The sequence below is a fragment of the Actinacidiphila epipremni genome (assembly GCF_012034175.1).
Taxonomy (GTDB): Bacteria; Actinomycetota; Actinomycetes; order Streptomycetales; family Streptomycetaceae; genus Actinacidiphila; species Actinacidiphila epipremni.
In genome coordinates, this window is sequence record NZ_JAATEJ010000004.1 from 288466 (window position 1) to 310695 (window position 22230).

General features: G+C 74.0%; 23 protein-coding genes and 4 pseudogenes. 15 read left to right on the forward strand and 12 right to left on the reverse strand.

From position 1 onward, the window contains the following. Positions 1-19: 19 nt before the first annotated feature. Both HCN08_RS08425 and HCN08_RS08430 read left to right on the forward strand, forming a co-directional pair. Positions 20-370 (forward strand): annotated as a pseudogene (locus HCN08_RS08425) (BlaI/MecI/CopY family transcriptional regulator); the annotation flags it as partial. Between the two features lie 506 nt (positions 371-876). Further along, positions 877-1791 (forward strand): M56 family metallopeptidase, encoded by a 915-nt coding sequence (locus tag HCN08_RS08430; protein WP_167982274.1) that lies wholly within the window; start codon positions 877-879, stop codon positions 1789-1791. Between the two features lie 21 nt (positions 1792-1812). On the opposite strand, the gene HCN08_RS08435 is transcribed toward HCN08_RS08430, so the two are convergent. Beyond that, positions 1813-2463 (reverse strand): TetR family transcriptional regulator, encoded by a 651-nt coding sequence (locus HCN08_RS08435; protein ID WP_167982275.1) that lies wholly within the window; start codon positions 2461-2463, stop codon positions 1813-1815. Positions 2464-2550: 87 nt separating this feature from the next. On the opposite strand from HCN08_RS08435, the gene HCN08_RS08440 reads away from it, so the two are divergent. Next, positions 2551-3555 carry a quinone oxidoreductase family protein gene (locus HCN08_RS08440; protein ID WP_206318521.1) on the forward strand — a complete coding sequence of 335 codons (1005 nt, stop codon included), beginning with the start codon at positions 2551-2553 and terminating at the stop codon, positions 3553-3555. A gap of 79 nt (positions 3556-3634) precedes the next feature. Next, positions 3635-4903, forward strand: coding sequence for a DUF2786 domain-containing protein (locus HCN08_RS08450; RefSeq protein WP_322974316.1), 1269 nt, complete (start codon positions 3635-3637; stop codon positions 4901-4903). Between the two features lie 62 nt (positions 4904-4965). Here the strand turns inward: HCN08_RS08450 and HCN08_RS08455 are convergent, their stop codons facing one another. After that, positions 4966-6177: an RCC1 domain-containing protein gene (locus HCN08_RS08455; RefSeq protein ID WP_167982276.1), complete on the reverse strand. Its 1212-nt coding sequence runs from the start codon at positions 6175-6177 to the stop codon at positions 4966-4968. 181 nt (positions 6178-6358) lie between these two features. Here HCN08_RS08455 and HCN08_RS34750 point away from each other — a divergent pair, with 181 nt between their 5' ends. From HCN08_RS34750 to HCN08_RS08470, 3 genes and pseudogenes are all read left to right on the forward strand, one after another. Then, on the forward strand, positions 6359-7042 hold the full coding sequence (locus HCN08_RS34750) for a DUF4253 domain-containing protein (RefSeq protein WP_206318522.1): 684 nt from the start codon (positions 6359-6361) through the stop codon (positions 7040-7042). Positions 7043-7184: 142 nt separating this feature from the next. Then, positions 7185-7332 (forward strand): annotated as a pseudogene (locus HCN08_RS36885) (DUF4291 family protein); the annotation flags it as partial. Positions 7333-7506: 174 nt separating this feature from the next. Next, entirely contained in the window at positions 7507-7809 is a 303-nt protein-coding gene (locus tag HCN08_RS08470) for a hypothetical protein (RefSeq protein WP_167982083.1), read from the forward strand. 164 nt (positions 7810-7973) lie between these two features. Here the strand turns inward: HCN08_RS08470 and HCN08_RS08475 are convergent, their stop codons facing one another. Next, positions 7974-8504, reverse strand: a complete 531-nt coding sequence (locus HCN08_RS08475; RefSeq protein WP_167982277.1) for a hypothetical protein — start codon at positions 8502-8504, stop codon at positions 7974-7976. Between the two features lie 289 nt (positions 8505-8793). Further along, positions 8794-9297: a replication initiator gene (locus HCN08_RS36480; RefSeq protein ID WP_322974327.1), complete on the reverse strand. Its 504-nt coding sequence runs from the start codon at positions 9295-9297 to the stop codon at positions 8794-8796. Between the two features lie 500 nt (positions 9298-9797). On the opposite strand from HCN08_RS36480, the gene HCN08_RS08485 reads away from it, so the two are divergent. Then, positions 9798-10280 carry a hypothetical protein gene (locus tag HCN08_RS08485; RefSeq protein ID WP_167982279.1) on the forward strand — a complete coding sequence of 161 codons (483 nt, stop codon included), beginning with the start codon at positions 9798-9800 and terminating at the stop codon, positions 10278-10280. 32 nt (positions 10281-10312) lie between these two features. Here the strand turns inward: HCN08_RS08485 and HCN08_RS36485 are convergent, their stop codons facing one another. Both HCN08_RS36485 and HCN08_RS36490 read right to left on the reverse strand, forming a co-directional pair. After that, positions 10313-10744 (reverse strand): phosphotransferase family protein, encoded by a 432-nt coding sequence (locus tag HCN08_RS36485; protein ID WP_322974317.1) that lies wholly within the window; start codon positions 10742-10744, stop codon positions 10313-10315. A gap of 4 nt (positions 10745-10748) precedes the next feature. Continuing rightward, on the reverse strand, positions 10749-11234 hold the full coding sequence (locus HCN08_RS36490; RefSeq protein ID WP_322974318.1) for a phosphotransferase: 486 nt from the start codon (positions 11232-11234) through the stop codon (positions 10749-10751). A 235-nt stretch (positions 11235-11469) separates the two neighbouring features. On the opposite strand from HCN08_RS36490, the gene HCN08_RS08495 reads away from it, so the two are divergent. After that, complete coding sequence (locus HCN08_RS08495; RefSeq protein ID WP_167982346.1) at positions 11470-12066, forward strand: hypothetical protein; 597 nt, start codon at positions 11470-11472, stop codon at positions 12064-12066. 24 nt (positions 12067-12090) lie between these two features. Next, a pseudogene (locus HCN08_RS08500) lies at positions 12091-12546 on the forward strand (DUF4291 domain-containing protein); the annotation flags it as partial. Between the two features lie 16 nt (positions 12547-12562). Here the strand turns inward: HCN08_RS08500 and HCN08_RS08505 are convergent. Further along, the gene (locus HCN08_RS08505; protein ID WP_167982281.1) at positions 12563-13123 is read right to left on the reverse strand and encodes a MarR family winged helix-turn-helix transcriptional regulator; all 561 of its coding nucleotides are present in this window, start codon (positions 13121-13123) and stop codon (positions 12563-12565) included. Positions 13124-13236: 113 nt separating this feature from the next. On the opposite strand from HCN08_RS08505, the gene HCN08_RS08510 reads away from it, so the two are divergent. Next, positions 13237-14004, forward strand: a complete 768-nt coding sequence (locus HCN08_RS08510; RefSeq protein WP_167982282.1) for an SDR family NAD(P)-dependent oxidoreductase — start codon at positions 13237-13239, stop codon at positions 14002-14004. 41 nt (positions 14005-14045) lie between these two features. Here the strand turns inward: HCN08_RS08510 and HCN08_RS08515 are convergent, their stop codons facing one another. Then, a complete protein-coding gene (locus tag HCN08_RS08515; RefSeq protein WP_167982283.1) occupies positions 14046-15002 on the reverse strand; it encodes an SDR family NAD(P)-dependent oxidoreductase in 957 nt (318 codons plus the stop codon). A 111-nt stretch (positions 15003-15113) separates the two neighbouring features. On the opposite strand from HCN08_RS08515, the gene HCN08_RS08520 reads away from it, so the two are divergent. Then, positions 15114-15692: a TetR/AcrR family transcriptional regulator gene (locus tag HCN08_RS08520; protein ID WP_322974319.1), complete on the forward strand. Its 579-nt coding sequence runs from the start codon at positions 15114-15116 to the stop codon at positions 15690-15692. 66 nt (positions 15693-15758) lie between these two features. On the opposite strand, the gene HCN08_RS08525 is transcribed toward HCN08_RS08520, so the two are convergent. The 3 genes from HCN08_RS08525 to HCN08_RS08535 form a co-directional block, all read right to left on the reverse strand. After that, a complete protein-coding gene (locus HCN08_RS08525) occupies positions 15759-16112 on the reverse strand; it encodes a hypothetical protein (protein WP_167982284.1) in 354 nt (117 codons plus the stop codon). Further along, positions 16109-16603, reverse strand: coding sequence for a hypothetical protein (locus HCN08_RS08530; protein WP_167982285.1), 495 nt, complete (start codon positions 16601-16603; stop codon positions 16109-16111). Before HCN08_RS08530 ends, HCN08_RS08525 begins: the two co-directional genes overlap by 4 nt. A gap of 90 nt (positions 16604-16693) precedes the next feature. Further along, on the reverse strand, positions 16694-17275 hold the full coding sequence (locus tag HCN08_RS08535; protein WP_167982286.1) for a PH domain-containing protein: 582 nt from the start codon (positions 17273-17275) through the stop codon (positions 16694-16696). A gap of 252 nt (positions 17276-17527) precedes the next feature. Between HCN08_RS08535 and HCN08_RS08540 the strand changes: the two genes are divergently transcribed. Both HCN08_RS08540 and HCN08_RS08545 read left to right on the forward strand, forming a co-directional pair. Next, entirely contained in the window at positions 17528-18316 is a 789-nt protein-coding gene (locus HCN08_RS08540; protein ID WP_167982287.1) for an SDR family oxidoreductase, read from the forward strand. A 70-nt stretch (positions 18317-18386) separates the two neighbouring features. Continuing rightward, positions 18387-18597, forward strand: a pseudogene (locus tag HCN08_RS08545) (hypothetical protein). On the opposite strand, the gene HCN08_RS08550 reads toward HCN08_RS08545, so the two are convergent. Further along, on the reverse strand, positions 18575-19855 hold the full coding sequence (locus HCN08_RS08550; RefSeq protein ID WP_322974320.1) for an APC family permease: 1281 nt from the start codon (positions 19853-19855) through the stop codon (positions 18575-18577). The pseudogene HCN08_RS08545 and the gene HCN08_RS08550 overlap by 23 nt on opposite strands. Before the next feature lie 865 nt (positions 19856-20720). Between HCN08_RS08550 and HCN08_RS08555 the strand changes: the two genes are divergently transcribed. Beyond that, complete coding sequence (locus HCN08_RS08555; RefSeq protein ID WP_167982288.1) at positions 20721-22226, forward strand: acyltransferase domain-containing protein; 1506 nt, start codon at positions 20721-20723, stop codon at positions 22224-22226. Positions 22227-22230 lie beyond the last annotated feature (4 nt).

A 22230-nucleotide genomic window follows, 5' to 3' on the forward strand; every position in this document is an offset into this window, starting at 1 on the left:
GCGCCGCCCGTCGGGCGAACTGGAGGCCAGCGTGCTGGCCGCGCTGTGGGCGGCGGACGGCCGCCCGCTCACCCCCGCGGACGTGCAGCGCGACCTCGTCGCCGCGCTCGGCGCGGACCTCGCCCGTACGACCGTCACGACGATCCTCGCCCGCCTCCACGACAAGGGCGCCGTCAGCCGCACCCGCGCCGGCCGCGGCTACGCCTACCTCCCCGCCCAGGACCCTCCCGGCCTCGCCGCCCGCCGCATGCGCACGGAGCTCGACAAATCCGCGGAGGGCCAGCGCGGCACGGTCCTGGCCCGCTTCGTCTCCGAACTCGACCCGGCGGACGAACGCCTCCTCCGCGAACTGCTGGCGCAAGCCTCGCAGCCGGACCCGGGCCCGCCCCCCGCCTCGGGGGCGAACCCGGCGGGGCGGCACGCGGCCGACTCCGCCGGGCCGCCCGGCGCGGGCGGTACGGGCGCCGGCGGGCGGGGCGCGTCCGCCGCCGCGGGGACGGGCCCGCACGGGGCGAGCGCGGGAGCGGGCGGGGTGTCGCCGGCCGCCGAGGTGGCCGGCGGGCCGGGCGTCTCCTCCGCCGCGGGCGCGAGCGCGGGCTTGCCCGGCGCGGCTGCGGAGGTGGCCGCGGGGCCGGGCGCGGGGTCACCCGGCGCGGGGCTCGGCGAGACCCCGCCCGCCGCGGGGGCGGGCGGGGCGCCGGCCCCCACGGAATCCGGCGCGTGGCCCGGCGGCGGGGCGTCCGCCCTCGGGTCCACCGGGTACGCCGCCGGACCGGCTGCGGAAGCCGATGCCGCCGGATCGGCCCCCGGGTCCGACGGCGGGGCCGGCGCCGGCATCGACGCGCGCCGGGGCGGCGACCTCGGGGGTGAGGCGGGGTGATCTACGCCGTTTGGGTGCCGTTGCTGCTGCCGTTGCTGGCCGCGCCCGCCGCGCGGAGGCTCGGGGATGCGCTCGCGCCGCGGGTGGCGGCGTGGCTGCTCGCCGGGTCGGCGGTCGCGCTCGCCGCGTGCAGTACGGCCGCGCTCGCGCTGCTCGCCGCCACGGGGGCGCTGCGGTTGCCGCCCGTCGCGGCGCTCGGGCACCTCGTGCTGCCCGTGGTCGGCGACCGGGTGACCGTACCGGCGGCGTGCGGGGCGGCGGTGCTGCTGGCGTGCGTGGCCGGCGCCGTCCTGCGTACGTACCGGCGGCGTGTCGTCCTCACCGCCCGTGCCCGGCGTGCCGCGGCGGCCGGCGCGACCGGCGGCGACCTCACCGTCCTGGACGACGACGGACCCGACGCGTACGCGCTGCCCGGGCGCCCGGGCCGGATCGTCGTCACGACCGGCATGCTGCGCGCCCTCGACCCCGCCGAGCGCGAGGTGCTGCTCGCGCACGAGCGGGCCCACCTCGCCGGGCGGCACCACCACTTCCTGACCGCGCTCGCCCTGGCCTGCGCGTGCCACCCCGCGCTGCTCCTGCTGCGCGCCCCGCTCGCCTACGCCCTCGAACGCTGGGCCGACGAGTCCGCGGCGGCGGCCGTCGGCGACCGCCGGGTCGCCGCCCGCGCCATCGGCCGCGCGGCCCTCGCCGCCCGCCCGACCGCCGCCCGCCCGCACGTCGCCCTCTCCGCCACGACCGGCCCCGTGCCGCGCCGGGTCGCCGCCCTGCTGACCCCGTCCGCCTCCCGCGCGCCCAAAACCCTCGCCCTCACCCTCGCCGCCTGCCTCGGCCTCTCCGCCGCCTGCGCCCTCGAAGCCGCCCACGACTTCCACGGCTCGATCGAGATCGCCCAGGGCGCCGACCACCGCTGACCCGCCGGCGGGCCCTCCCCGTCAGCGCGGCGGTGCGGCGAGCCCCGCCGCGGTCGCCGCGAGCAGCGCGTCCAGGCGCGGACGGAAGTCGCGTACGTCGTGGTACCAGCGCGGCTCCTGCTCGTAGAGCGCGGCCAGCGTGGCGGTGGGGTGCGACGCCTGCCACAGCCCCGCGGCGAGCAGCACGGCCGCCGCCAGCAGGCTCGTGACCTGCTCCTGGCCCATCAGCCCGGCCCGGACCAGCACCGCGGCGATCGCGTCGTGCGCGGCGAAGGCGTGGGTCTTGTAGCGGCGGGCGCGCTCGATGTCCACGTCGCCCTCCAGGTACAGCGTGACGTGGGTCAGCAGGTCGCAGAAGACCGGCAGCGCGGCGAGCGTGCCGCTGAGCACCGCCGCGATCGCCGGCGCGTCGAGCCCGGTGCGGTCGCCGACCTCCGCGGCGACCTTGTCGCGCCACTGGCCCCAGCCGCGCTCGGCGAGTTCGAGCAGCAGCTCCTCCTTGCTGGAGTAGTACCTGCGCACCCCGGTGCGGTGCAGCCCGGCGCGTTCGGTGACCGCCAGGAGGGTGACATGGCGGATCCCGCCGAGGTCGCGCGCGACCGCCTCCGCGGCGGCCAGCAGATCCTCGGCGCGGCGCTCCTTGTCCTCGGGCGACCTGGCTCGTTGACGCATGGCCCCAGGTTAACGCACCTCGTGATGCCTTAAGCCCCGGTCGCGTGTTACGGTCGGGCTTAGCGCATCACGAGGTGCGTTAACCCGATGAACGAGCGAGGGAAGCGCACCATGAAGGCAGTCCAGGCCACCGCGTTCGGCGACCCGTCCGTCCTCACCCCCGTCGAGCTGCCCGACCCCGCTCCCGGCCCCGGCCAGGTGACCATCGACGTCAGCCACGCCACGGTGGGGCTCATCGACGTCTACCTGCGCCAGGGGCTGTTCAAGGACCGGCCGGGGCTCGCCCGGCCGCCGTACGTGCCAGGGCTTGAGGTCGCCGGCACCGTACGCGCCCTCGGCGAGGGGGTCGACGGGCTCGCCGTCGGGGAGAAGGTCGTGGCCATGGCCGGTGACGGCACCGGCGGCTACGCCTCCGTCTTCCGCAGCGACCACCGCCGCGTGGTGTCCACCGAGGGCCACGCCCTCGACCCCGCGCTCGCCGCCGCGGCCGTCCCCAACGCGGTCATGGCGCACATCGCGCTCACCCGCGCCATCTCCCTGGCCGAGGGCGAGCGCGTCCTCGTGCACGGGGCGCTCGGCGCGTTCGCCGCCGCGTTCCCGGGCATCGCCCGGCAGTTGGGCGCCGCCCGGATCGTCGGGACGGTACGCGCCGGCAGGCTCGCGCAGGCCGCCGCGACGCCGCTGCCGTACGACGAGATCGTCGACTCCGGCGACCTGGCCGGCGCGCTCGGCGACGAGAAGTTCGACGTCGTCGTCGACCCGGTCGGCGGGGCCTTGCGCACCCGCAGCCTGGACCTGCTCGCGCCGTCCGGGCGCCTGCTCCTGGTGGGCAACGCCAGTGGGGAGTGGGACCACACCCTCCCCAGCAACGCGCTGTGGTACGGCAACACCGTCGTCGCCGGCTTCAACGCCGGTGGCTACGTCCCGGCCCACCCCGAGGCCGTCCCCGAGGCCGCCCGTGCCGCGCTGCGGGCCGCTTCCGCGGGGCTGCTCACGACGCCGGTCGAGGTCCTGCCCCTCGCCGAGGCGGCCCGCGCGCACGAGAAGCTGGAGTCCCACGCCACGACCGGGCGCCTCCTCCTCGCGCCCTGAGCCCCGGCGGATGGCGCGGCCGGCGCGGCCGGTGCGGCCGGCGGGGTCGGCGGGGGCGCGGCCCGGCGACAATGGGCTGGTGGACGAGGCATTCGCGGCGGCGTACGGACGGGCTCTCGGCTCCGGGGGCGCGCCGGACGAGGTGGACGGGGCGGCGTCCGCGCTGGCCGCGGGGGCGGACTGGGGCGCGGTCGCCGCGGGGTGCGCCGGTGAGGTCGTGGCGGGCTGCGTGCGGCGCGGGTGGGAGGGCGCCGACCTCGTACGGATGGCGGGGCGCGAGCTGGGGCCGCGGCACCAGCGGCTCGCGGCGGCGCTGGAGGCGGGGGCGGGCGGTACGTCCGGCGCGGGAGCCGGCGGGGAGGCTGGTGCGGGGTCCGGCAAAGGGGCCGACGCCGGGTCCGGCGGTGCGTCCGGCGCGGGAGCCGGCGATAGGTCCGGCAAGGGGCCCGGCGCGGGCGGCGGCGGGAAGTCCGGCGCGGGGTCCGGCAGTACGTCCGGCGGCAAGGCGCGCCAGGAGCCTGGGCGGGATGTGCTCGGGGATTTCGCGCGGGGCGAGCGGCTGGACCGGTTCTCCGCCGCCACCGTGTTCGTCGAGCTCATGTGCCTGTACGGGCGGCTCCCGCGCATCCCGGCGCTCGACGTGCCGCCCGCGTCCGGCGGCGTCGGCGGGACGGGGGCCGTCGCGCCGAAGATGCTGGCCCGGGTGCGGGCGCTGCTCGCCAAGGCGGAGTCCACCGGCTTCCCGGAGGAGGCCGAGGCGCTGTCGGCCAAGGCCCAGCACCTCATGGCCCGGCACAGCATCGACGCCGCGCTGCTCGCCGCCCGGGGCGGCGTACCCGGGGACGGGCCCGGGGCCCGGCGGATCGGGGTGGACCGGCCGTACGAGGGGGCGAAGGCGCTGCTCCTGGACGCCGTCGCCGCGGCGAACCGCTGCCAGGCGGTGTGGTCCGCCGAGCACGGCTTCTGCACGGTCGTCGGGCACGCGCCCGACCTCGACGCCGTCGAACTGCTCTACACCAGCCTGCTCGTCCAGGCCGACCGCGCCCTGCACACCGGCCGTACCAACCGCTCCCGCGACTTCCGGGAGTCCTTCCTGATCGCCTACGCCTCCCGGATCCGCGAGCGCCTCACCGCCGCGACCGCCGCGGAGGAGTCCGCCGACCCGGCCCCCGACCTGCTCCTGCCGGCGCTGGCCTCCCGCGCTCTCGCGGTCGAGGACACCACCCGGCGCCTCTTCCCCGCCACGACCACCTCGCGCCTGCGCGCCCGCGACGCGGAGGGCTGGCAGCACGGCGAGTCCGCGGCGGACCGTGCGACCCTGCACGAGCGGACGAACCGCCGCCGCTGATCCGGGGGCCGGATACGCGCGGAGGCCCGGGGCGCGCGCCCCGGGCCCCCCTGCCGTCAACCTCAGTACGCGTACGTCGTGTTGCCGCCCAGCGACACCGCGACGCCCTTGACCGCGGCGCCCGACCGGACGGCCCGCACCGCGTCGAAGCCCGCCGTCGTCGTACCGTCACCGAGCTGGCCCTCGCTGTTGTCGCCCCACGTCAGGACGTCGTCGCCGGCCACCGCAGCGGCCGAACGGGCGCCCACGGCAAGGTGGGTGACGCCTTCGAGGCGCGGGATCTCCACCGGGGCGGTGCGGTCGGCCCGTTCTGCGCCGGCGGCGAAGGGCTCGGCGCCCTCAAGGAGCTGGCCGTACTGGTTGTCTCCCCAGCCCCACACGTGACCGTCCGCCGTGCGGGCGAAGTTGGTGGACGCGCCGGCCTCGATGTCGTTCACGCCCTCCAGCCAGTCGACGTCCACCGGGACCGCGGAGGAGGCCGTGGAGGAATTGCCGAGCTGGCCGTCGCCGTTGGCGCCCCAGGACTTGACGGTGCCGTCGGAGAGCAGGGCGAGGGCGTCCTGGCAGCCGGCCTCGATCTGGACGACGTCCGCAAGTCCCTTGACCTGCTGGGGCGTCGAGCTGGTGGCGCGGCTGCCGGTGCCCAACTGGCCGTCGACGCCGCGGCCCCAGGAGTAGACCGTGCCGTCCTGCGCGAGCGCGAGGCTGAAATCGCAGCCGGCCGCGACCTGTTTGACCTCGGGCAGGCCCGTGACGCGGTCCGGGAGGGTGCGGTCCGCGCCGGTGCGGGAGTCGCCGAGCTGGCCGTATGTGTCGTCGCCCCACGCGTAGGCGCGGCCGGCGGTGTCGACGGCGAGCGCGTGCCTGCCGCCGGCGGCGACGTCCATGATCCGCGTCAGGCCCGAAACCGCCTGCGGCGAGGCGCTGTCGACGTCGGAGCCGGCGCCGAGCTGGCCGGCCGAGTTGTGGCCCCACGCGGTGACCGTCCCGGTGGACGTACGCGCCAGGGCGAAGGCGTCGGCGGAGGAGGTGCCGCCGGCCGAGATCTGGTCCACGCCGGTACGGGTCAGGCCGCTGACGGCGACGGGCGTGTGGCTGTCGGCGAGGGCGCCGTTGCCGAGCTGGCCGGTGCGGCCGGCACCCCAGCTCATGACGGCGGAGCCGGCGTCGCCGTCCGCTGCGAGCGCGAGCGGGGCCGCGCCCAGCGCCGTGACGGCGGCGGCCAGCACCGCGAGGTGGCGCGGGGCGCGCCGGCGGGTGGTGTGTCGGGTCATGTCGGCCTCGGGCCTTTCGGGAGGTGGGGGGTTCGCTCAGAAGGTAGGACCAGCTGTCCGCTTTGTCCGGCACCGGACGGCTCCCGCGGCCCGCACCTCACCCGCATGGGCCAGATCCCGCGGTTGTCGGAGGCAGCCCTTAGCGTGAGGGCTCACGGAGCGCGGGCGAAGGGGGAAGGCGATGGGGGAGCGTACGGCGGAGGAGGTGCTGCGCGAGCAGTGGGCGGCCTACGCGGCGGAGGCGACGCGCGAGGACGACCCGGCGTCGCCGGCCCTGGCGGCGGCCCGGGCGTATTTCGACCCGCCACCGTACGCCGAGACCGTCGCCCCCTTCACCGCCGGCTGGCCGGGCCTCGCCCCCGCCCCGGCCGTCCCGCCGCCGGACGCGGACGAGGTGGCGGCGCGGGTGCTGGCGGAGCAGTGGGCGGCGGACGACGGGGACGACGACTTCGAGGACGAAGAGGACGAGGACGAAGAGGAGTTGGGCGGCGAGGTGATCGACCTGGCCCCGCGCGGCCACCTCCTGGACCGCCCGCACCGCGCGGCGGACGTCCCGGCCCTGCTCGACGCCCACGGCCTGACCGACCACCTCCGCGGCCACCTGCTGTTCGGCCTCCCGGACCTCGTCACCGTCCTCCGTTCCTGGGAGCAGCGCTTCGGCACCCGCGTCATCGGCCTGGCCCACGACCGGGTGACCCTCTCCGTCGCCGCCCCACCCCGCACCCCCGCCGAAGCCGAACACGTCGCGGCCGAGCACTTCGCGTTCTCCTCCGACACGATCGTCCAGGACGACGCCGAGACGCTGAGCGCCCACGCGGCCGACCAGGTGCTCAACTCCGAGGTGTGGTCCTTCTGGTGGGACTGACCCGGATCAGAACGCCAACCCCCGCCGAAAGACAACCCGCGCCTCCCCCGGCCCGTCCACCCCCCGCGCGACCAGACAGGCCGGCGCAGGGCCGGGCCAAAACCGCTGGCGCCCGGGGCGGACCCGCGCCCAGGCTTGGCATATGGCAGAGCCGAAACACCGTGTCCGCGCGGCCTTCACGGACTCCACCGTCACCGTCTACCAGGCGTACGCGCCGGAGATCGGGGTCCCGGCGGCGCGTGAGGGCCGTTTCCCGGCGGTCTGGCGGCGGGACCGGATGACGGGCATCCGCGTCTTCCGCGGCGAGGAGATCGGAGACGGCGAGTGGCCGCCGATCATCGACCGCGGCACGTGGCTTGAGGCCAAGGCCCGACGTGGCTACCGGGCCACGACGAAGTACATCTGCAACCAACACCCACCGGCTCCACGTGCCCCGCTGCAACCGCGCAGTCAAAGCCGCCCCCGTGGACGAGTTCGTCACCGAGGCCGCCCTCTACCTGCTGGAACACCTGGATCTGACGGAGGTGCCCGCCCCGTCCTCGCTGTCGGCGGAGGACCAGGCCGCCATCGACGCCGACAGGCAGGAACTCGACGAACTCAAGGGCATGTGGCAGAGCCAGGAGCTGACGACGCGGGAGTACCGCGAGATGCGCAAAACCGTCGAGGCGCGCATCCAGGCCCTCCAGCAGAAGATGATCGTCCGCCCGACCGTGGAGTCCTGGACGGACTCGCCGGCCCCGACGCCCGCGCGAGCTGGGCAGCTCTGAAGGACGCCGAGAACTTCGAGCGCATGAACGCGGTGCTGCGGTTCCTGTTCGCCGCCGTGAGGATCAAGGAGACCACGAAGCGGGGCCGCCGGTTCGACCACGGCAGGATCGGCATAGAGCAGAACCCGATCTGGACCTGACGGCCGTAGTGCGCTGGTCCTGAGTCAGAGGGGCAGGGGCTCAGGACGGATGACGATGGTACTGACGGTGCCGCTGCCCCAGACCGTGGTGTTCAGCATCATGCAACCGTCCAGGGACGCCATGGTGAACTCCGGGACAAAGCGGTCAGTGAAGAGCGTCGCAAACCCACTTCGCAACAGGTCCACCTCACTTCGAACCAAGTCCCAGTCGGCAAGCAGCCTTACTCGGAACCACAGAGTGGAAGGTTCATCATCCGGGTCCCCTCCGAGACGTACACCGCTGACACCGAGCAGGAACTCGCGGTTGCCGTCGAAGAGGCCGAATTCAGTGGCCATCCGGTACCAGCTCGCGTTGATTTTGTCGGCCATGTCCGGAGCCTGCACGTCAGCGATCTCGTCCTTGCGAGAGTCAAAGCGTCCGTGCTCCGGTCCGGCACTCGCCGGTGAGTGGTAAGGCGGCAGCTGCGGCAGGTCGACTTCTCCTTCGATCGACTCGACCAGGCAGAGTCCGGCGGGTGCCAGCAACTCCCGAATTTCGGCCTCAGCAAGAATCACATCCGCACAGTATCCGCAGGTCACATCGCCGTCGTCAGATTTTCAAGATCAGGACGCCCCAACCTTCCTCCCGGTGTCCCAGAGATGTTTGGAATGGACGGCCCTGGGCCTACCCGGTCGTCCCTCCGAGCTTGTTGTCCAGGAGCCGGGCCAGCCGTCGCGCGGCAGCTGGCTGATCTTGGTACAGAACCTGCTGCACACGCGTTCCAGGTGCCGGGCGCCTTCCGCGTTGTGATCCTGCGCAGTCAGGGGCCCACCCCGAGCCGCTCCTCGCGGGCAGCCTCGCGGTTCAGCGCCAGCTCCTCGGCGACGCCCGCAGCGAGAAAAGCAGCACCGGCAGTGTGGCCGGAGCCCACGTAGCGCCACGGTGACACGGCGCAGCCAGACGGACGGCTGCGGCAGCAGTCGGTACGGCATCGATCAGAAGCTGGGCATCCGCCCAGTCAGGCGGTGCGCCGTCCGCTCCCGTGGCTCCGTCGAGGCGCATGACGGCGTGGATGTGGACAGCCGCTCGTCGCTGGTACTCCGCGACCTTGGCGTAGGAGACGCGCACCGACCGCCGGAGGACCGTCCGGCTCTGGCCGGTCCGGGAGGCGAGGTGGTGGTACAGATTGTTGGTGAACGCCTTCCACAGGCGTCCGGCGTGTGCGTGCCACAGGACGTGACCGGCGTAGTCGTAGCAGCCGGCGCACAGCGGCTGCCCCGCCCGGGGATCGGCGTCGAAGTGGGCGACGTGGCAGGCGAGCGGTCGCCCGTGGTCACATCGACGAGCGGTGCGCGCCTCGGCCGGCAGGGGTGTCCGTCAGTGACGCGGTGGATCACACCGAATCCGGGAGCCGGCACCGCCCAAGACCCCGACTGCCTCGCGTACATCGACGAAGCCGAGATCATCGGCGAGTTCTCCCACTGCTTCCGAGACCTCAAGCTGCCCAGCGAGGCGCTTAGGTTCGCCGAGCAGGCAGTAGCCCAGACCGACCCCCAGCACGCCCGCACGCTCGGGTTCTGCCGAATGGTCCTGGCGCAGGGCCAGTTCCTCAATGGCGACCTTGAGAACGCCGTCGCCACGGCGACCCTTGCGGTCGACGCAGGGGAGTCGTTGCAGTCAGCGCGCTTCGTCCGCTACGTCGAGGACTTCCGGCGCGAGATCAGTGCGTACTCCTCCGCACCGATGGTCAGAGCGCTCAACGAGAGGGTGGTTGCTGCACGCGCTGAGTTGGAGGAGTAGAGCGACTCTTGAGCAGCTGCTCTGCCGTTCCCCATCCTTCAGCGCTCGCTCGTACGTACGATCAGAGCATGTCCTCGGAGCCGTTGACCCGTGAGTCGTTCCTCCCACCTCTGCGGCCCATCACGAAGCCCAAGGCGATGACGTTGTTGCCGACGCGCGTGTGGACGGAGCAGGACTGGGAGCGGATCCGACTCGGGTACGGGGCTGCAGACATGGACGAGAAGTGGCACGTCGTGACGGAGGATCGAACGGTCTGCGCTTTCCGGAGCTGGACGGGACGCGAGATCTACGCGGCGAATTTCGCTCCCTGCGATGGTGGGTGGCGGATAGCGTCGGCGGTGGTCGAGACGAAGCGCAAGATCTACCGCTCGATCTCTCCTGAGTTCGACGCGACGATGCTCTACGGCGTCCTGAGCGGAGTGGTCCTGGGCGAAGAGTGGTCCGAGCCGGGCGTCGAACTCGTGAGTACGGCTGTCTCGGGAGTGAACCCTTCGACTCTGCTGGGGCGGGTCGCACTCCACCACTTCCTGGGCAACCGCTCCGAGCGATGACTTCGCCGAGGGCACGAACTGCCTACTCGCGGTCAGTACGGCTGCCAGTGCCGCGGTGCTTCGTCGTCCCGGAGTGATGCGAGCCGGGTTCGGACCTCCTCGGCTATGTGCGGTCCCTCCGCGATGTTCTGCATGAGCCAGGTGGTCATCTTGAACTCTTGGACGGCGGCCAGGACGCCGAAGCCGGGCCAGTCACGCAGGCCCCGGCCGTATCCGTCGACGAACGCGGCGTACTCGTCACCGTTCAACCATCCCAACCGGTCGTACTCGTGAGCGGACACCACCAGGTCCCACTCCGGGTGGTCGAGACAGAAGTTCTCCAGGTCGATCAGGTGCGGCCTTCCCTGCCGGTCCACCATCAGGTTGTCGGTGTGGGCGTCCCCGTGCACGGGCCCCCTACGAGAGTCGAATTCGAGGCCCGCCAGCCGGTCCGCCAGTTCCTGCCGCCGCTTGCGCAGTAACACCCGGTCATCGTCCGACACTCCTTCCGACGAGTTCGATACGGCGGTCAGCACGCCCGAACGCGTCGAAGTGCGGCAGCCCGAGGTGAGAGGGAGGCGTCAGGGAGTGCAGGTCCCGCAGAACGGCGCCCAGTTCGCCGTACGTCGCCGGCCGCCCGGCGTCCTCGATCAGGCGCCAGAAGGTCACCGGGTGCCCGTCGACCGTCAGCGGCTGCTCGATGTCGTCCACGGTCCGGACAGCGGGGAAGCCCTCGTCCGCCAGCCAGCGCGACACAGCCACCTCACGCCGCGTAGACGGCAGGTACGCCGGCCCCCGAGCCACCCGGACCACGACCGGTGCGGTCGCGAGCCGGTACAGGGCGTTTTCGTCGAAGCGCAGCTGCTCTGCACCCTCGTCGTCCAGGCCCACCATCCGGCAGGCGGAGGCCATCACCCGCGCCGCGACAGCCGACGTGAATCCCGCACCCGAACCGAGGTCAGAGTCAGACGCCATGGCTGTCCGCGTTCCCCAATCGTGCTCGCCCTACCGCCGCGCGAGCACAGGCCACCCGTGCACGCGCCCGAAACGACGATAGTCGGCTCACGCAAGGGGCTACGGAGCGCGGGCGGGTCGAAGCGGCATCGATCGGGATGTGTGGGCCCCGCGGACACCTTCGAGAGGGGACACGGATCATGGACTGGTGACGAGAAGACCCGAAGAAGCTGTGCCGGATGCGTCGACAGGGCGTATGGCGCACCTGTCCGCTTACCAGCAGGCATTGCGTAACCGGCTTCTGGACGCCCCGCAGGTTGCCACTCCACCGCCGTGGAAGCTCGTCTCCGAGCGCCGCATCCCCATCGGTGGGCTCCTCGGGATCGGTTTCGCCGTGCACCCCGACAACGGCCATGACCTGGTGATGGTCGTCTCCCAGGACGGTCACGGCCTCTTCGACGCGCTCACCGGCGAGAAGATCGCCCGGGACCGCGACCCAGACCCTGACGACAGCACTCCCGAGGCGGTCGACGATCTGTCCTGCCCGGGCTTGGGTCCGGTGACGGGTACCAGAGTGCGCATCGCGGGGCTCTTCGGCGGAGGGCTGCACACCGGCACCGGCGACGGCTGGAGCGTAGAAGTCGCCAGTCCCGATTGGCCGCACGACCGCGTACTCCTGTCCTGCGGCGGCGGGTTTGCGCACGGAGGCTCGCACGGCGGGACGTGGTGGCACATCTTCCACTCCACGTACTCCGAACTCCGAGCCGTCGGCTTCTCTCCCTCCGGGCGCACCCTCGCCGTGGCGACGAGCAGCGACGTGACGTTCTGGACCCGCTGGGAGAGCGAAAGGTGAGTTGAAAAGGACTACGAACGAGGCTTGACGTGGATCAAGCCGTCGTTCCTGTGGATGATGTACCGCTGCGGGTGGGGCACGAAGGAGGGCCAGGAGACCGTGCTGGCCGTCGAGATCACCCGGGAGGGCTTCGAGTGGGCTCTCGCGCACGCGTGCCTGTCGGCGTACGAGCGCGGGCTGCACCCCGACCGCGCCGCGTGGAGCCGTAGCCTCAGGCGGGCGCCCGCGCGTGTGCAGTGGGACCCCGAACGCGACCTGCACCTGCGGCCGTTGCCGTATCGCTCGCTCCAACTCGGCCTGGCGGCCGAGGCGTCCAGCCGTTACGCCGACGAATGGCTCGTCTCGATCAGCGACGTCACCGGCCTCGCCCGGGCGGTCCACGCACACGTCCGCGCGGGCGAGTCGGCCGCCGCGCGTGAACTCCTGCCGGTCGAGCGGCCGTACGCCGTGCCAGGCGGGCTCGCGCACCTGGGGGCGTGAGGCGGCGGGGGGCGGGTCATGGCTGGGTGCGGTGGCGGACGTCGGTCGTGAGTTTGGCCAACAGGGTGGTGAGGGTGGTGCGTTCGGTGGGGGTGAGGCCGGCGACGAGGGTGGCCTCGCGGCCGAGGACCGCGTCGACGGAGCGCTCGATGAGGGCGTGACCGGCCGGCGTGAGGGTCACCAGGACGGTGCGGCCCCCGGCGGGGGAGCCGCTGCGGTGGACCAGGTCGTCGCGTTCGGCGCGGGCCACGCGCTGCGAGATCGCGCCCGCCGTCACCAGGGTGCGGCGGGCGAGTTCGCGGGTGCTCAGGGCGTACGGCGGGCCCGAGCGGCGCAGCACCGAGAGCAGGTCGAGCGTCGCCGCGTCGATGCCCGCCTCGCGCAGCACACGGGCCCGGTCGTCCGCGAAGAGCTTGCCGAGCCACCAGATGGGCGTGACGACCTCGATGGAGTCGGTGGGCGTGCCCGGCCGCTCCCGCTGCCACGCGGCGGCGATGTCCGCGGCGGAGTGCGCGGGGGCCGCGGTGCCGGGCCGCGGGTCCTCGGGGGCGGGCTCTTGCGTCGTCGGGTCGGGCACGGTGCGGCTCCCGGGGTGCTGTGCGGCATGCGCAGGTCTGCGTTATGTTTAGGTCTAAACATCGCAACGTCCGAACGCAGACCGTACCAGCGCACCGCCGAACAGGAGTCACCGTGTCCCGCAGCGTGCTCGTCACCGGAGGCACCAGCGGCATCGGCCGCGCCATCGCCGCGCTCTTCGCCGCCGAGGCCCACCCCGCGGGCACCCCCGCGGGCGCCTCCGCTGACGCCCCCGCCGGCCCACCGCAGGTGTACGTCACCGGCCGCCACCAGGCCACCGTCGAGCGCACCGCCAAGGAACTCGGCGTCCACGGCATCGTCTGCGACGCCACCGACCCCGCCCAGGTCGCCGCCCTCGCCGTGCAACTGCCCACCGTGGACGTCCTGGTCAACGCCGCCGGCGGCCTCCCCGGCGACGCCCCCGGCGGCCTCGCCCCGCTGGAGGCGCTGCTCGCGCAGTGGACCACCAGCCTCGCGCAGAACCTGCTCACCGCCGTGCTGACCACCACCGCCCTGCGCGACGCCCTCACTCCCACCGCCGCCGTCATCAGCATCGGCTCCATCGGCGCGGAGCGCCGCGGCGGCTCGTACGGCGCCGCGAAGGCCGCGCTGGCCGCCTGGAACGCCGCCCTGTCCGCCGACCTCGGCCCGAACGGCGTGACCTGCAACGTCATTTCCGCCGGCTACACCGCCGGCACCAACTTCTTCGGCGGCACCCTCCCCGCCGCCCGCCACGAAGCACTCGTCGCCGAGACCCACACCCAACGCCCCGGCACGGCCGACGACATCGCCGCCACCGCGTACTTCCTCGCCTCCCCCGGCGCCCGCCACATCACCGGCCAGACCATCCACGTCAACGGCGGCGCGTACACGACCCGTTGAGCCGCGAACCCGCCCGCCCACCGGCGCGACGAAAAGCACGCCTACGGCAGCGGCGCGGCCAGCAGCTCCTCCGACAGCTGCCAGAGGCGGTCCGCCTTGGCCGGGTCGAGCGCGTACGCCGCGACGCCGCGCCGTACGCCGGGGGTGAAGGGGCCCGCCTCCTGGCAGTCCTCGAAGTACCTGCCGGTCACGCCCTCGACCAGCGGCGACGCCGCGAGCAGCACGGACGTCGCGGCGCCCTGCGGGACGTCCTTGACGGAGACCCCGGTCGTGCCGGCCGGGTCGAAGGACTGCGGGGGCAGCGCCGCCGGGTCCGCGGAGCGGGACAGGCCCGTACTGGCGATACGCCCCGGGTTCAGCGCGTTGCCGGTGATCCCGTCGGCCGCCCAGCGGCGGGCGATCCCGACCGCGAAGAGCACGTTCGCCGTCTTGGACTGGCTGTACGCGGCCCACGGGTCGTACGGGTGGCGGGCGAACACGGGGTCGTCGAACAGCACCTCGCCGTTGACGTGCCCGACCGAGCTGACGTTCACGACCCGTGCGCGGCCGGCCGCGGCGAGGGCGTCGTGCAGGCCGGTCGTGAGGCCGAAGTGGCCCAGGTGGTTGGTGGCGAACTGCATCTCCCAGCCCTCGGCCGTGCGCAGTTCGGGCGTGGCCATGATGCCGGCGTTGTTCACCAGGATGTGCAGCGGCCCCTGCCAGGCACTGACGAACGCCCGCACCGAGCGGCGGTCGGCGAGCTCCAGCGGCGCGACCAGCACGTCCGGGTTGCCGGTCGCGGCACTGATCTCCCGCGCCGCTTCCTCGCCGGCCTCCGCGTTCCGTACGGCCAGCGTCACCTCCGCGCCGGCCGAGGCGAGCGCGCGGGCGGTCTCCCGCCCGATGCCCGAGGTCGCGCCGGTGACGACGGCCCGCCGGCCGCTGAGATCGACGCCGGCGACGACGTCCGCGGCGGTGGAGGCGGCGCCGAAGGGGGTGGTGATACGGGGGGTGTCCATGGTGGTCGGTCCTTCCGGCGGAGGGGTTGCTAGGCTATCCGGAGGAGGCTCCGTTACGTCCACGGTAAGCGGAGCCAGCTCCGGAAAGCAACTTCCGACACGGAGGCCACCGTGACGTCACCCCCCGGCGAGCCGGAGCGGCTGCGCGCCGACGCACGCAAGAACCGCGAGCGCATCGTGTCCGCCGCCGCCGAGGCATTCGCGCGCGAGGGCGCGGACGCGACGCTCAAGGACATCGCACAGCAGGCCGGCGTCGGCATCGGCACGCTCTACCGGCACTTCCCCACCCGCGAGGCGCTCGCCGACGCGGTGTACCGCACGGAGACGCAGCGGCTGTGCGACGCCGCGGCCGAACTGCTGCAACGGCACGCGCCTCTCGACGCCCTCCGCGAGTGGGTCCTGCTCTTCCTGGACTACATGGCCACGAAGGACGGCATGGCCGAGAGCCTGCACGCCGTCCTCACCGCCGACGCGTCCCTGCGCACCGACACGCGCGCCCGCCTCCAGGACGCCCTCCGCCTCCTCGTGGACGCCGGCCAGCGCGCCGGCCACCTCCGCACCCCCCTCGACCCCGCCGACCTCTCCCTCGCCCTCGCCGGCCTCGCCCTCGCCCTCCGCCACCACCCCGACGCCCCCCGGATCGCCCCCCGCCTCTACACCCTCCTCCTCGACGGCCTCCGCCGACGTTGATCTCCCGGAGGCCACGCCCCGCTGCCGGAGCGTGCCCCGAGCGCGGGCCGCGCTGCTCGGGCGGGCTCAGTCGGTCTGCCGGGGGTGACCGGTTCCGGCGTGAACCAGCCAGCAGGTAGTGGCGTTCTCGTCGAAGAGGTACCAGATCCGGCCTCCGCCGGTGACCTCGATCTGCCACTGGGGGTAGGACTTGCCGTTCCGCGTCCCCGTGGCCAGGTCACCTTTCATCCGGTGGTGGCGTGAGGTCGGCACGACCGGGGCGGGGCAGGTTCGCATCTGGATCCAGGCGTCGAGTGTGTTGCCCGGCGCCTGCCTGCACAGGTCCTGCCACCCGACGGCGGCAGCTCGGGACGCGAACTTCACCTCGTACTCGCCTTTGCCGGGCGGCGGCGGTACGGGATCGCCTTTGCCGAGGCTCACTCGCCGGCCACCTCCGGCATGGGGACGGCGCCGTGGTCGGCGTCACCGTGGTCGGCGCTGAGCGCCCTGTGCAGGTCGGGGTCGGCGTACGCCTCGGCGGTGTGGCGCCACTCCGTGATGAGCTGCGCGATCGGACTCACCGTGCCGAGGTCCGTACTGGCCCGCGCCGTCTCGATGAATTCGACGAGGAACGTCCTCACCTCCCGCTCCGGGAGGAACCTGACCCACGGGAAGGCGTCGGGGAACACCTCGGTGAGGATTTGCACGGCGCCGGGATCATGCTTCATGAGGGCGACGAACATGCGCGTCGTCGAGTCCACCACTTGCACGGCTTCTTCCGCGCGTGCGGCAGTAGTCAGATAGAGATCCTCGTCGTCCCTGCGGTGCAGTCGGATACCTCGGCGAAGGCTGCTCTGCATGCGGGCGACGGTGTCTTTGGGTCTGTTGATCAGCTCGGAGAAGTTCGCTTCGACAGCAGGGAGGGTCGTCATGACTTTGAAACTACTTCGAAGGTCGTGCTGCTGTCCATGCGGAATGCCGTGGTGCGGCCAATGTGTGCCCTGGCGGCTTCCGGAACGTGGCTACTGGGTGACGAGGGCGATCGCGACGATCGCGAAGGTGATGACGATGCCCAGGACGAAGCCCACCGCCGTGGGGGAAAGGCGCTGGTGGAGCCTGACCGGGGGACGGAAGCGGGCGGAGGGGGCGGTGCTCGCCTCCCACCAGCGCAGGACGCGCGCGTAGTTCGCGTCGAGGTCGGGGTTGGGGTGGAGGGCGGTGCGCTGGAGCACCGGCAGGGAGCGGCGGCGGCCGTCCGCGAGGGTGATGCGGACCGCCTCGTACGTGCCCTGCCGGGTCTTCGTCTCGCGCATGTCGATCCAGCGGATCCGGTCCCACGGGTGGGTGCGGCCCCGGCCGAAGCCCCAGCAGATGGTGATGCCCGCGGGCCCGACCTCCGTGCGGCTGCGCCGGGACGAGACGAGGCACGCGCCGCCGACGAGGACCGTGGCGCCCAGCAACCAGCCGGCGCCCGCGAGGCCGAAACGGGCGAGGGAGAGGCCGCCCTCCAAGGCCAGCACGAGGGCCGCCACGGCCGGCCGCCGCCATGACGGGCGGTAGCGGTCCCGCCCCCGGAAACACAGCTCCTGCTGCTCCACCCGCACGGCGAACCCCCCCGGTGTCCGAACCCCCGAGCCCCCTGGGCGGCGCTCCCCGCCCTGCTCACGACCGCCATCGTGCCATCCTTGCCCCGCGCCCGCTTGTCCCGCATACGGCAACGTGGCGGCCCGGAACGCTGCCGTATGCGGGCACCGCCACCTGCCCGCCTCCCCGCGCGGACCCGCCCGCCCGGCGCTAGGTTGACGCTAGGCCGAGCAGCAGCGAGGCGGCCGGCGACGACAGGATGCGGGGCAGCGATGGACACCGACATGCGCGGCAGGACCGCCGTCGTGACCGGCGCCAGCAAGGGCATCGGCCTGGCCGTCACCCGCGCCCTCACGGACTGCGGGGCGCATGTCGTCGCCGGATCGCGCTCCCTCAGCGACGGGCTCCGGGAGCTGGTGGACGCGGGCCGGGCGACCTTCGTGCAGGGCGACCTCAGTACGCCCGCCGGCCCGGCGGCCCTGGTGGCGGCGGCGGTGCAGCGCGGCGGGCCCGACATCCTGGTCAACAACGTCGGCGGCGTCACCCCGCGCCCGGACGGCTTCACCAGCATCAGCGACGCGCACTGGACCGCCACCTGGGACCTCGGCTTCATGACGGCCGTCCGCACCACCCGCGAGGCCGTCCCGCCCATGGCCGCCAAGGGCGGCGGCGTCATCGTCATGGTGGGCTCGGTCAACGCCTTCCTCCCCGACCCGCTGGTCCTCGACTACTCCGTGATCAAGGCGGCCCTGACGAACCTCGCCAAGGGCCTGTCGAAGGAGCTGGGCCCGCGCGGCATCCGCGTCGTCTCCGTCAGCCCCGGCCCGGTCGAGACCGACCTCTGGCTCGGCGAGAGCGGCATGGCCAAGACCATGGCCCACGCCACCGGCAAGCCCCCCGAGGCCATCTCCGCCGGCGCCGTCGACACCACCCCCCTCGGCCGCTTCAGCACTCCCACCCAGGTCGCCGACCTCATCACCTTCCTGGCCAGCGACCGCGCGGCCAACATCACCGGCGCGGACGTCACGATCGACGCCGGGATGATCACGACGATGCGCTGAGCAATGTGCCGAGCCGAGGCCGTGCACTGAGCAATGTGCCGAGCTTTTGCGTGAGCCACGCAGGGGACCAATGAGCGCGGGAAAACGGTGCGCGCTGCACCCCACGCCCGGCTACCACCACATCACCGTCGTGGCGGCGGGGCGGACCGGGTATCTGGCGGGCCGGTGACTCGCGCCTCGCGCCCGCCTTCACCACCGCGAGCACCCTGCTCGGTGTGGCGCGGCTCGGGTTCGCCGGTCAGCTCGTCGAGGTCGACCTCACCGCGGTGTTGCCCGCCTGAGTGGGTAGAGGGCGGCGCCCGTCGCCGTGGCGGCCAGGCCCGCGAGGACGGAGGCGGGCGGGAGGCTCAGGGCGAGGGTCGCGCAGCCGGCGAGGCCGACGAGCGGTACGGGCAGTGGCGGGCGGCGTTCGGCGGGGGAGAGGCGCAGGGCGCTGGCGTTGGCGACGGCGTAGTAGAGCAGCACGCCGAAGGAGGAGAAGCCGATCGCGCCGCGCAGGTCGGTCGTGGCGGCCAGCACCGTCGCGAGGGCGCCGACGGCGAGCTCGGCGCGCAGCGGTGCGCCCCCGGCGCCGGACAGCGCCGCCAGCGCGTGCGGGAGGTGCCGGTCGCGGGCCATGGCCAGCGCCGTGCGGGACACCCCGAGCAGCAGCGCCAGCAGCGAGCCCAGCGCGGCGACGGCGGCTCCGGCGCGCGCGACCGGCACCAGCCCCGGCGCACCCCCGGCCCGTACGGCGTCGGCCAGCGGCGCGGCGGAGTGCGCCAGCGCGTCCGGGCCCAGCACGGCCAGCAGCGTGCCGGCGACGGCCGCGTACACCCCGAGCGTGACGGCCAGCGCGAGGGGGATCGCGCGCGGGATCGTACGGGCCGGGTCGCGGACCTCCTCGCCGAGCGTGGCTATGCGGGCGTAACCGGCGAAGGCGAAGAAGAGCAGGCCCGCGGCCTGGAGGAAGCCGCGCGGGGAGACGCCGGCGCCGTCCCAGGCCAGCCGCGAGGCGTGGGCGTGCCCGCCGCCCAGGCCCGCCACGACGCACGCGGCGAGCACGGCGAGCGTGACGGCGACGATGAGGCGGGTGAGCCACGCGGCCTTGCGCACGCCCAGGCAGTTGACGGTGGTGAGCGCCACGACCGCGGCGACGGCGGTCGCCCGGGCCTGGCCGGGCCACGCGTAGTGGCCGACGGTCAGCGCCATCGCCGCGCACGACGCCGTCTTGCCGGCGACGAAGCTCCAGCCGGCGAGGTAGCCCCAGAAGGGGCCGAGGCGTTCGCGCCCGTAGACGTACGTGCCGCCCGACTCCGGGTGCCGGGCGGCGAGCCGCGCGGAGGACGTGGCGTTGCAGTACGCCACGACCGCGGCCAGGCCCAGCGCCCCGAGCAGTTCGCTGCCCGCGGCCCCGGCGGCCGGCCCGAACGCGCCGAAGACGCCGGCCCCGATCATCGCGCCGAGGCCGACGACGACGGCGTCGAGGAGGCCGAGGCGGCGGGTGAGGGCCGGGGCGGGCACGGGGGCCGGCGGCGGGGCGGTGGGTCTGCGCGTCACGCGCGCATGGTGCCATCCCGAGGTGACGGGAAAGTGCCGCGCCGGGCGGGACGGGCGAGGCGGGGCGAGGCGGGGCGGGGCGGTCACCGCGGCGGGGCGGTCGCGGCTCGGTGGGCGGTCGCGGCGCCGGGAATGAGCGCTGGCGGTAAAAATACCATCGTAAAAACCTAAGGGTTGTTCACTTCGGGTTTCCTGGGTTGCAGCGGTCAATTCCCGGACCGCCTTGACTTTTTCGGACACGGCTTTCTAGGCTGAACGCGTATGAGCCGTTGTGCCGACTCCGGCACACAGCGATACGGGGGAAAGTGAACGTGAATACGGCAACGCCTGCCGGCTGCCCCGGCGCGGGCCCGACGCGTCGTCCGACGTGTCGTCGGGCCGCGCCGCCATTGCGCGGAAAACCGTCCGCCGGAATGCCCTGCGCCGGAAAACCCTCCGCCGGGGATCCGTCCGGCGGCAGACGGCCGCCCCGCCCCGCGAGGGGCCGCGGCTGAACGTACCGGCGCGCCTCGCGCCGGCCTCCTCGGGAGTGCAACGGAGCACGTCCAGGGCCCTTTTCGTACGCCGCGCGCCCGGCGAGGCCGCCACGCGAGCCGGCGTACGCCCACGCCACCGGCCCACGCCACCGGCCTACGGCATCGGCCCACGCCCCTGGCGGACGACAACGCCCCGACCGGCTTCCGCCGCTTTCCGCGCCGTGACCGCGGGATTCACCCAGGCGTAACAGGGCGCCGCCCTGCGGTGCCGCCCTGCGCCTTATGAAGCCCCGCGCACGCGAAACGCTTCCATTGGCCATGCATTTCTGTACGCGCCCCGCGAATAATGCCGGGCGCGGGAAAAACAAAGTTCGGGGGACGTCAGCACCATGCCCAAAACATCCACCACCGTTCTCTTCCCGGGACAGGGCGCGTATTACGGCCGGGCGCTTGCCGACCTGCGGGAGGGTTTCCCCGAGGTCGCGCCGGTCCTCGCCGGCATCGCCGACGCGGCCCGCCCGCTGCTCGGCGACGCGGCCGTGGCGCCGCTCCTCGCGCCCCGCACGCCCGAGCCGGACCAATGGCTCAGGGAAGCGCCCGAAGCGCTCCAGCTCGCCCTCTACACCGTCTCCGTCGCCACCTACGGGGTGCTGCGCGCCCGCGGACTGCGGCCGGACGTGCTCGTCGGCCACAGCCTCGGCGAGATCGCCGCGCTCGTCGCCGCGGGCGCCTTCACCCCCGCCGAGGGCGCGCGGATCGTCTGCCACCGCAGCCTCGCGCTGCGCGAGGCCGGCCTCGGCGACGCCTACATGGCGGCGCTCGGCACCGGCCCGGAGCGCGCCCGGCAGCTCCTCGACGTCGTCGGCGACCCGCTCACCGGCGTCGCGGCCGAGAACCACGCCGCCCAGACGGTGCTGTCCGGCCGCGCCGAAACCCTGGACACCGTAAGGCAGTTGGCGTCCGTGCTGCGGATCGACTTCGCGCGGCTGAAGTCGCCGTACGCCTTCCACAGCCCGCTGCTCGGGCCGGCCGCCGAGAAGTTCGCCGCGCGCATCCGCGACATCCGGCAGGGCCCGCTGCACACCCCCGTCCACTCGCCCATCCTGGGCCGCCGCTACGAGGACGCCGACGACCTCCCCGGCCTGCTCGCCGGCCACCTCACCCGCCCGGTCCGCTTCGCGGAGGCGGTACGGGCGGTGTGCGCGGACGGGGCCGGCGCGGAGGCGGCCGTCTTCGTCGAGAGCGGGGCGCTGGACGCCCTCTGCCGCATCGTCGCGCGGGTCGCGCCGGCCGGGCCGCCCACGCGGGTGCTGACCCTGCCGACGCTGCTGCCCGAGGCCGGCGGGGCGGCGGCGCTGCGGCAGGCGCTCGACCGGCTCGCGGCGGAGGGCGCGATCCCGGCGGCGCAGGCCGCGGCGGGCGACCCGCTGCACGGCGCGCTGCTCGCGGAGGTGCCGGCGGCGGAGTTCGCCGCCTTCTGGGCCGGACGGGGCGGCGAGGTACGGGAGTTCGTCCGCCGCGCCTACGCCGACCACACCGCCGCGGCACCCGTCGCCGCGCCCCCGGCCGCGCCCGCCGCCAGCACCGTCGCCGCGCCCGCCGCTACCCCCGCCGCCATGCCGCCCGCCCCGCCGCCGAGCGCACCGGAGCGCGACCGGGGCGCGCTGGTAAGGGAGTTGGCCGGGGTGTACGCGCAGGCGCTGGAGTATCCGGCCGAGGTCTTCGAGGAAGGCACCGACCTGGAAGCCGAGTTGGGCGTCGACTCGGTCAAGCAGACGGAGCTGCTGGTACGGGTCGGGGACCGCTACGGGCTGCCGCCGCGGCCCTCGGACGTACGGCCCGCGGCGTACAACACGCTCGGCAAGATCGCCGACCTCATCCTCGCCACCGCGTGAACGG

Bases quoted from the DNA above. Each gene is read 5' to 3' on its own strand.
- HCN08_RS08515 (WP_167982283.1), bottom strand. From the start codon at position 15,002: ATGGACACCCCCCGTATCACCACCCCCTTCGGCGCCGCCTCCACCGCC.
- HCN08_RS08555 (WP_167982288.1), top strand. From the start codon at position 20,721: ATGCCCAAAACATCCACCACCGTTCTCTTCCCGGGACAGGGCGCGTAT.
- HCN08_RS08495 (WP_167982346.1), top strand. From the start codon at position 11,470: ATGGCGCACCTGTCCGCTTACCAGCAGGCATTGCGTAACCGGCTTCTG.
- HCN08_RS08485 (WP_167982279.1), top strand. From the start codon at position 9,798: ATGTCCTCGGAGCCGTTGACCCGTGAGTCGTTCCTCCCACCTCTGCGG.
- HCN08_RS08440 (WP_206318521.1), top strand. From the start codon at position 2,551: ATGAACGAGCGAGGGAAGCGCACCATGAAGGCAGTCCAGGCCACCGCG.
- HCN08_RS08530 (WP_167982285.1), bottom strand. From the start codon at position 16,603: ATGACGACCCTCCCTGCTGTCGAAGCGAACTTCTCCGAGCTGATCAAC.
- HCN08_RS36490 (WP_322974318.1), bottom strand. From the start codon at position 11,234: ATGGCGTCTGACTCTGACCTCGGTTCGGGTGCGGGATTCACGTCGGCT.
- HCN08_RS08435 (WP_167982275.1), bottom strand. From the start codon at position 2,463: ATGCGTCAACGAGCCAGGTCGCCCGAGGACAAGGAGCGCCGCGCCGAG.
- HCN08_RS08455 (WP_167982276.1), bottom strand. From the start codon at position 6,177: ATGACCCGACACACCACCCGCCGGCGCGCCCCGCGCCACCTCGCGGTG.
- HCN08_RS08540 (WP_167982287.1), top strand. From the start codon at position 17,528: ATGGACACCGACATGCGCGGCAGGACCGCCGTCGTGACCGGCGCCAGC.
- HCN08_RS34750 (WP_206318522.1), top strand. From the start codon at position 6,359: ATGGGGGAGCGTACGGCGGAGGAGGTGCTGCGCGAGCAGTGGGCGGCC.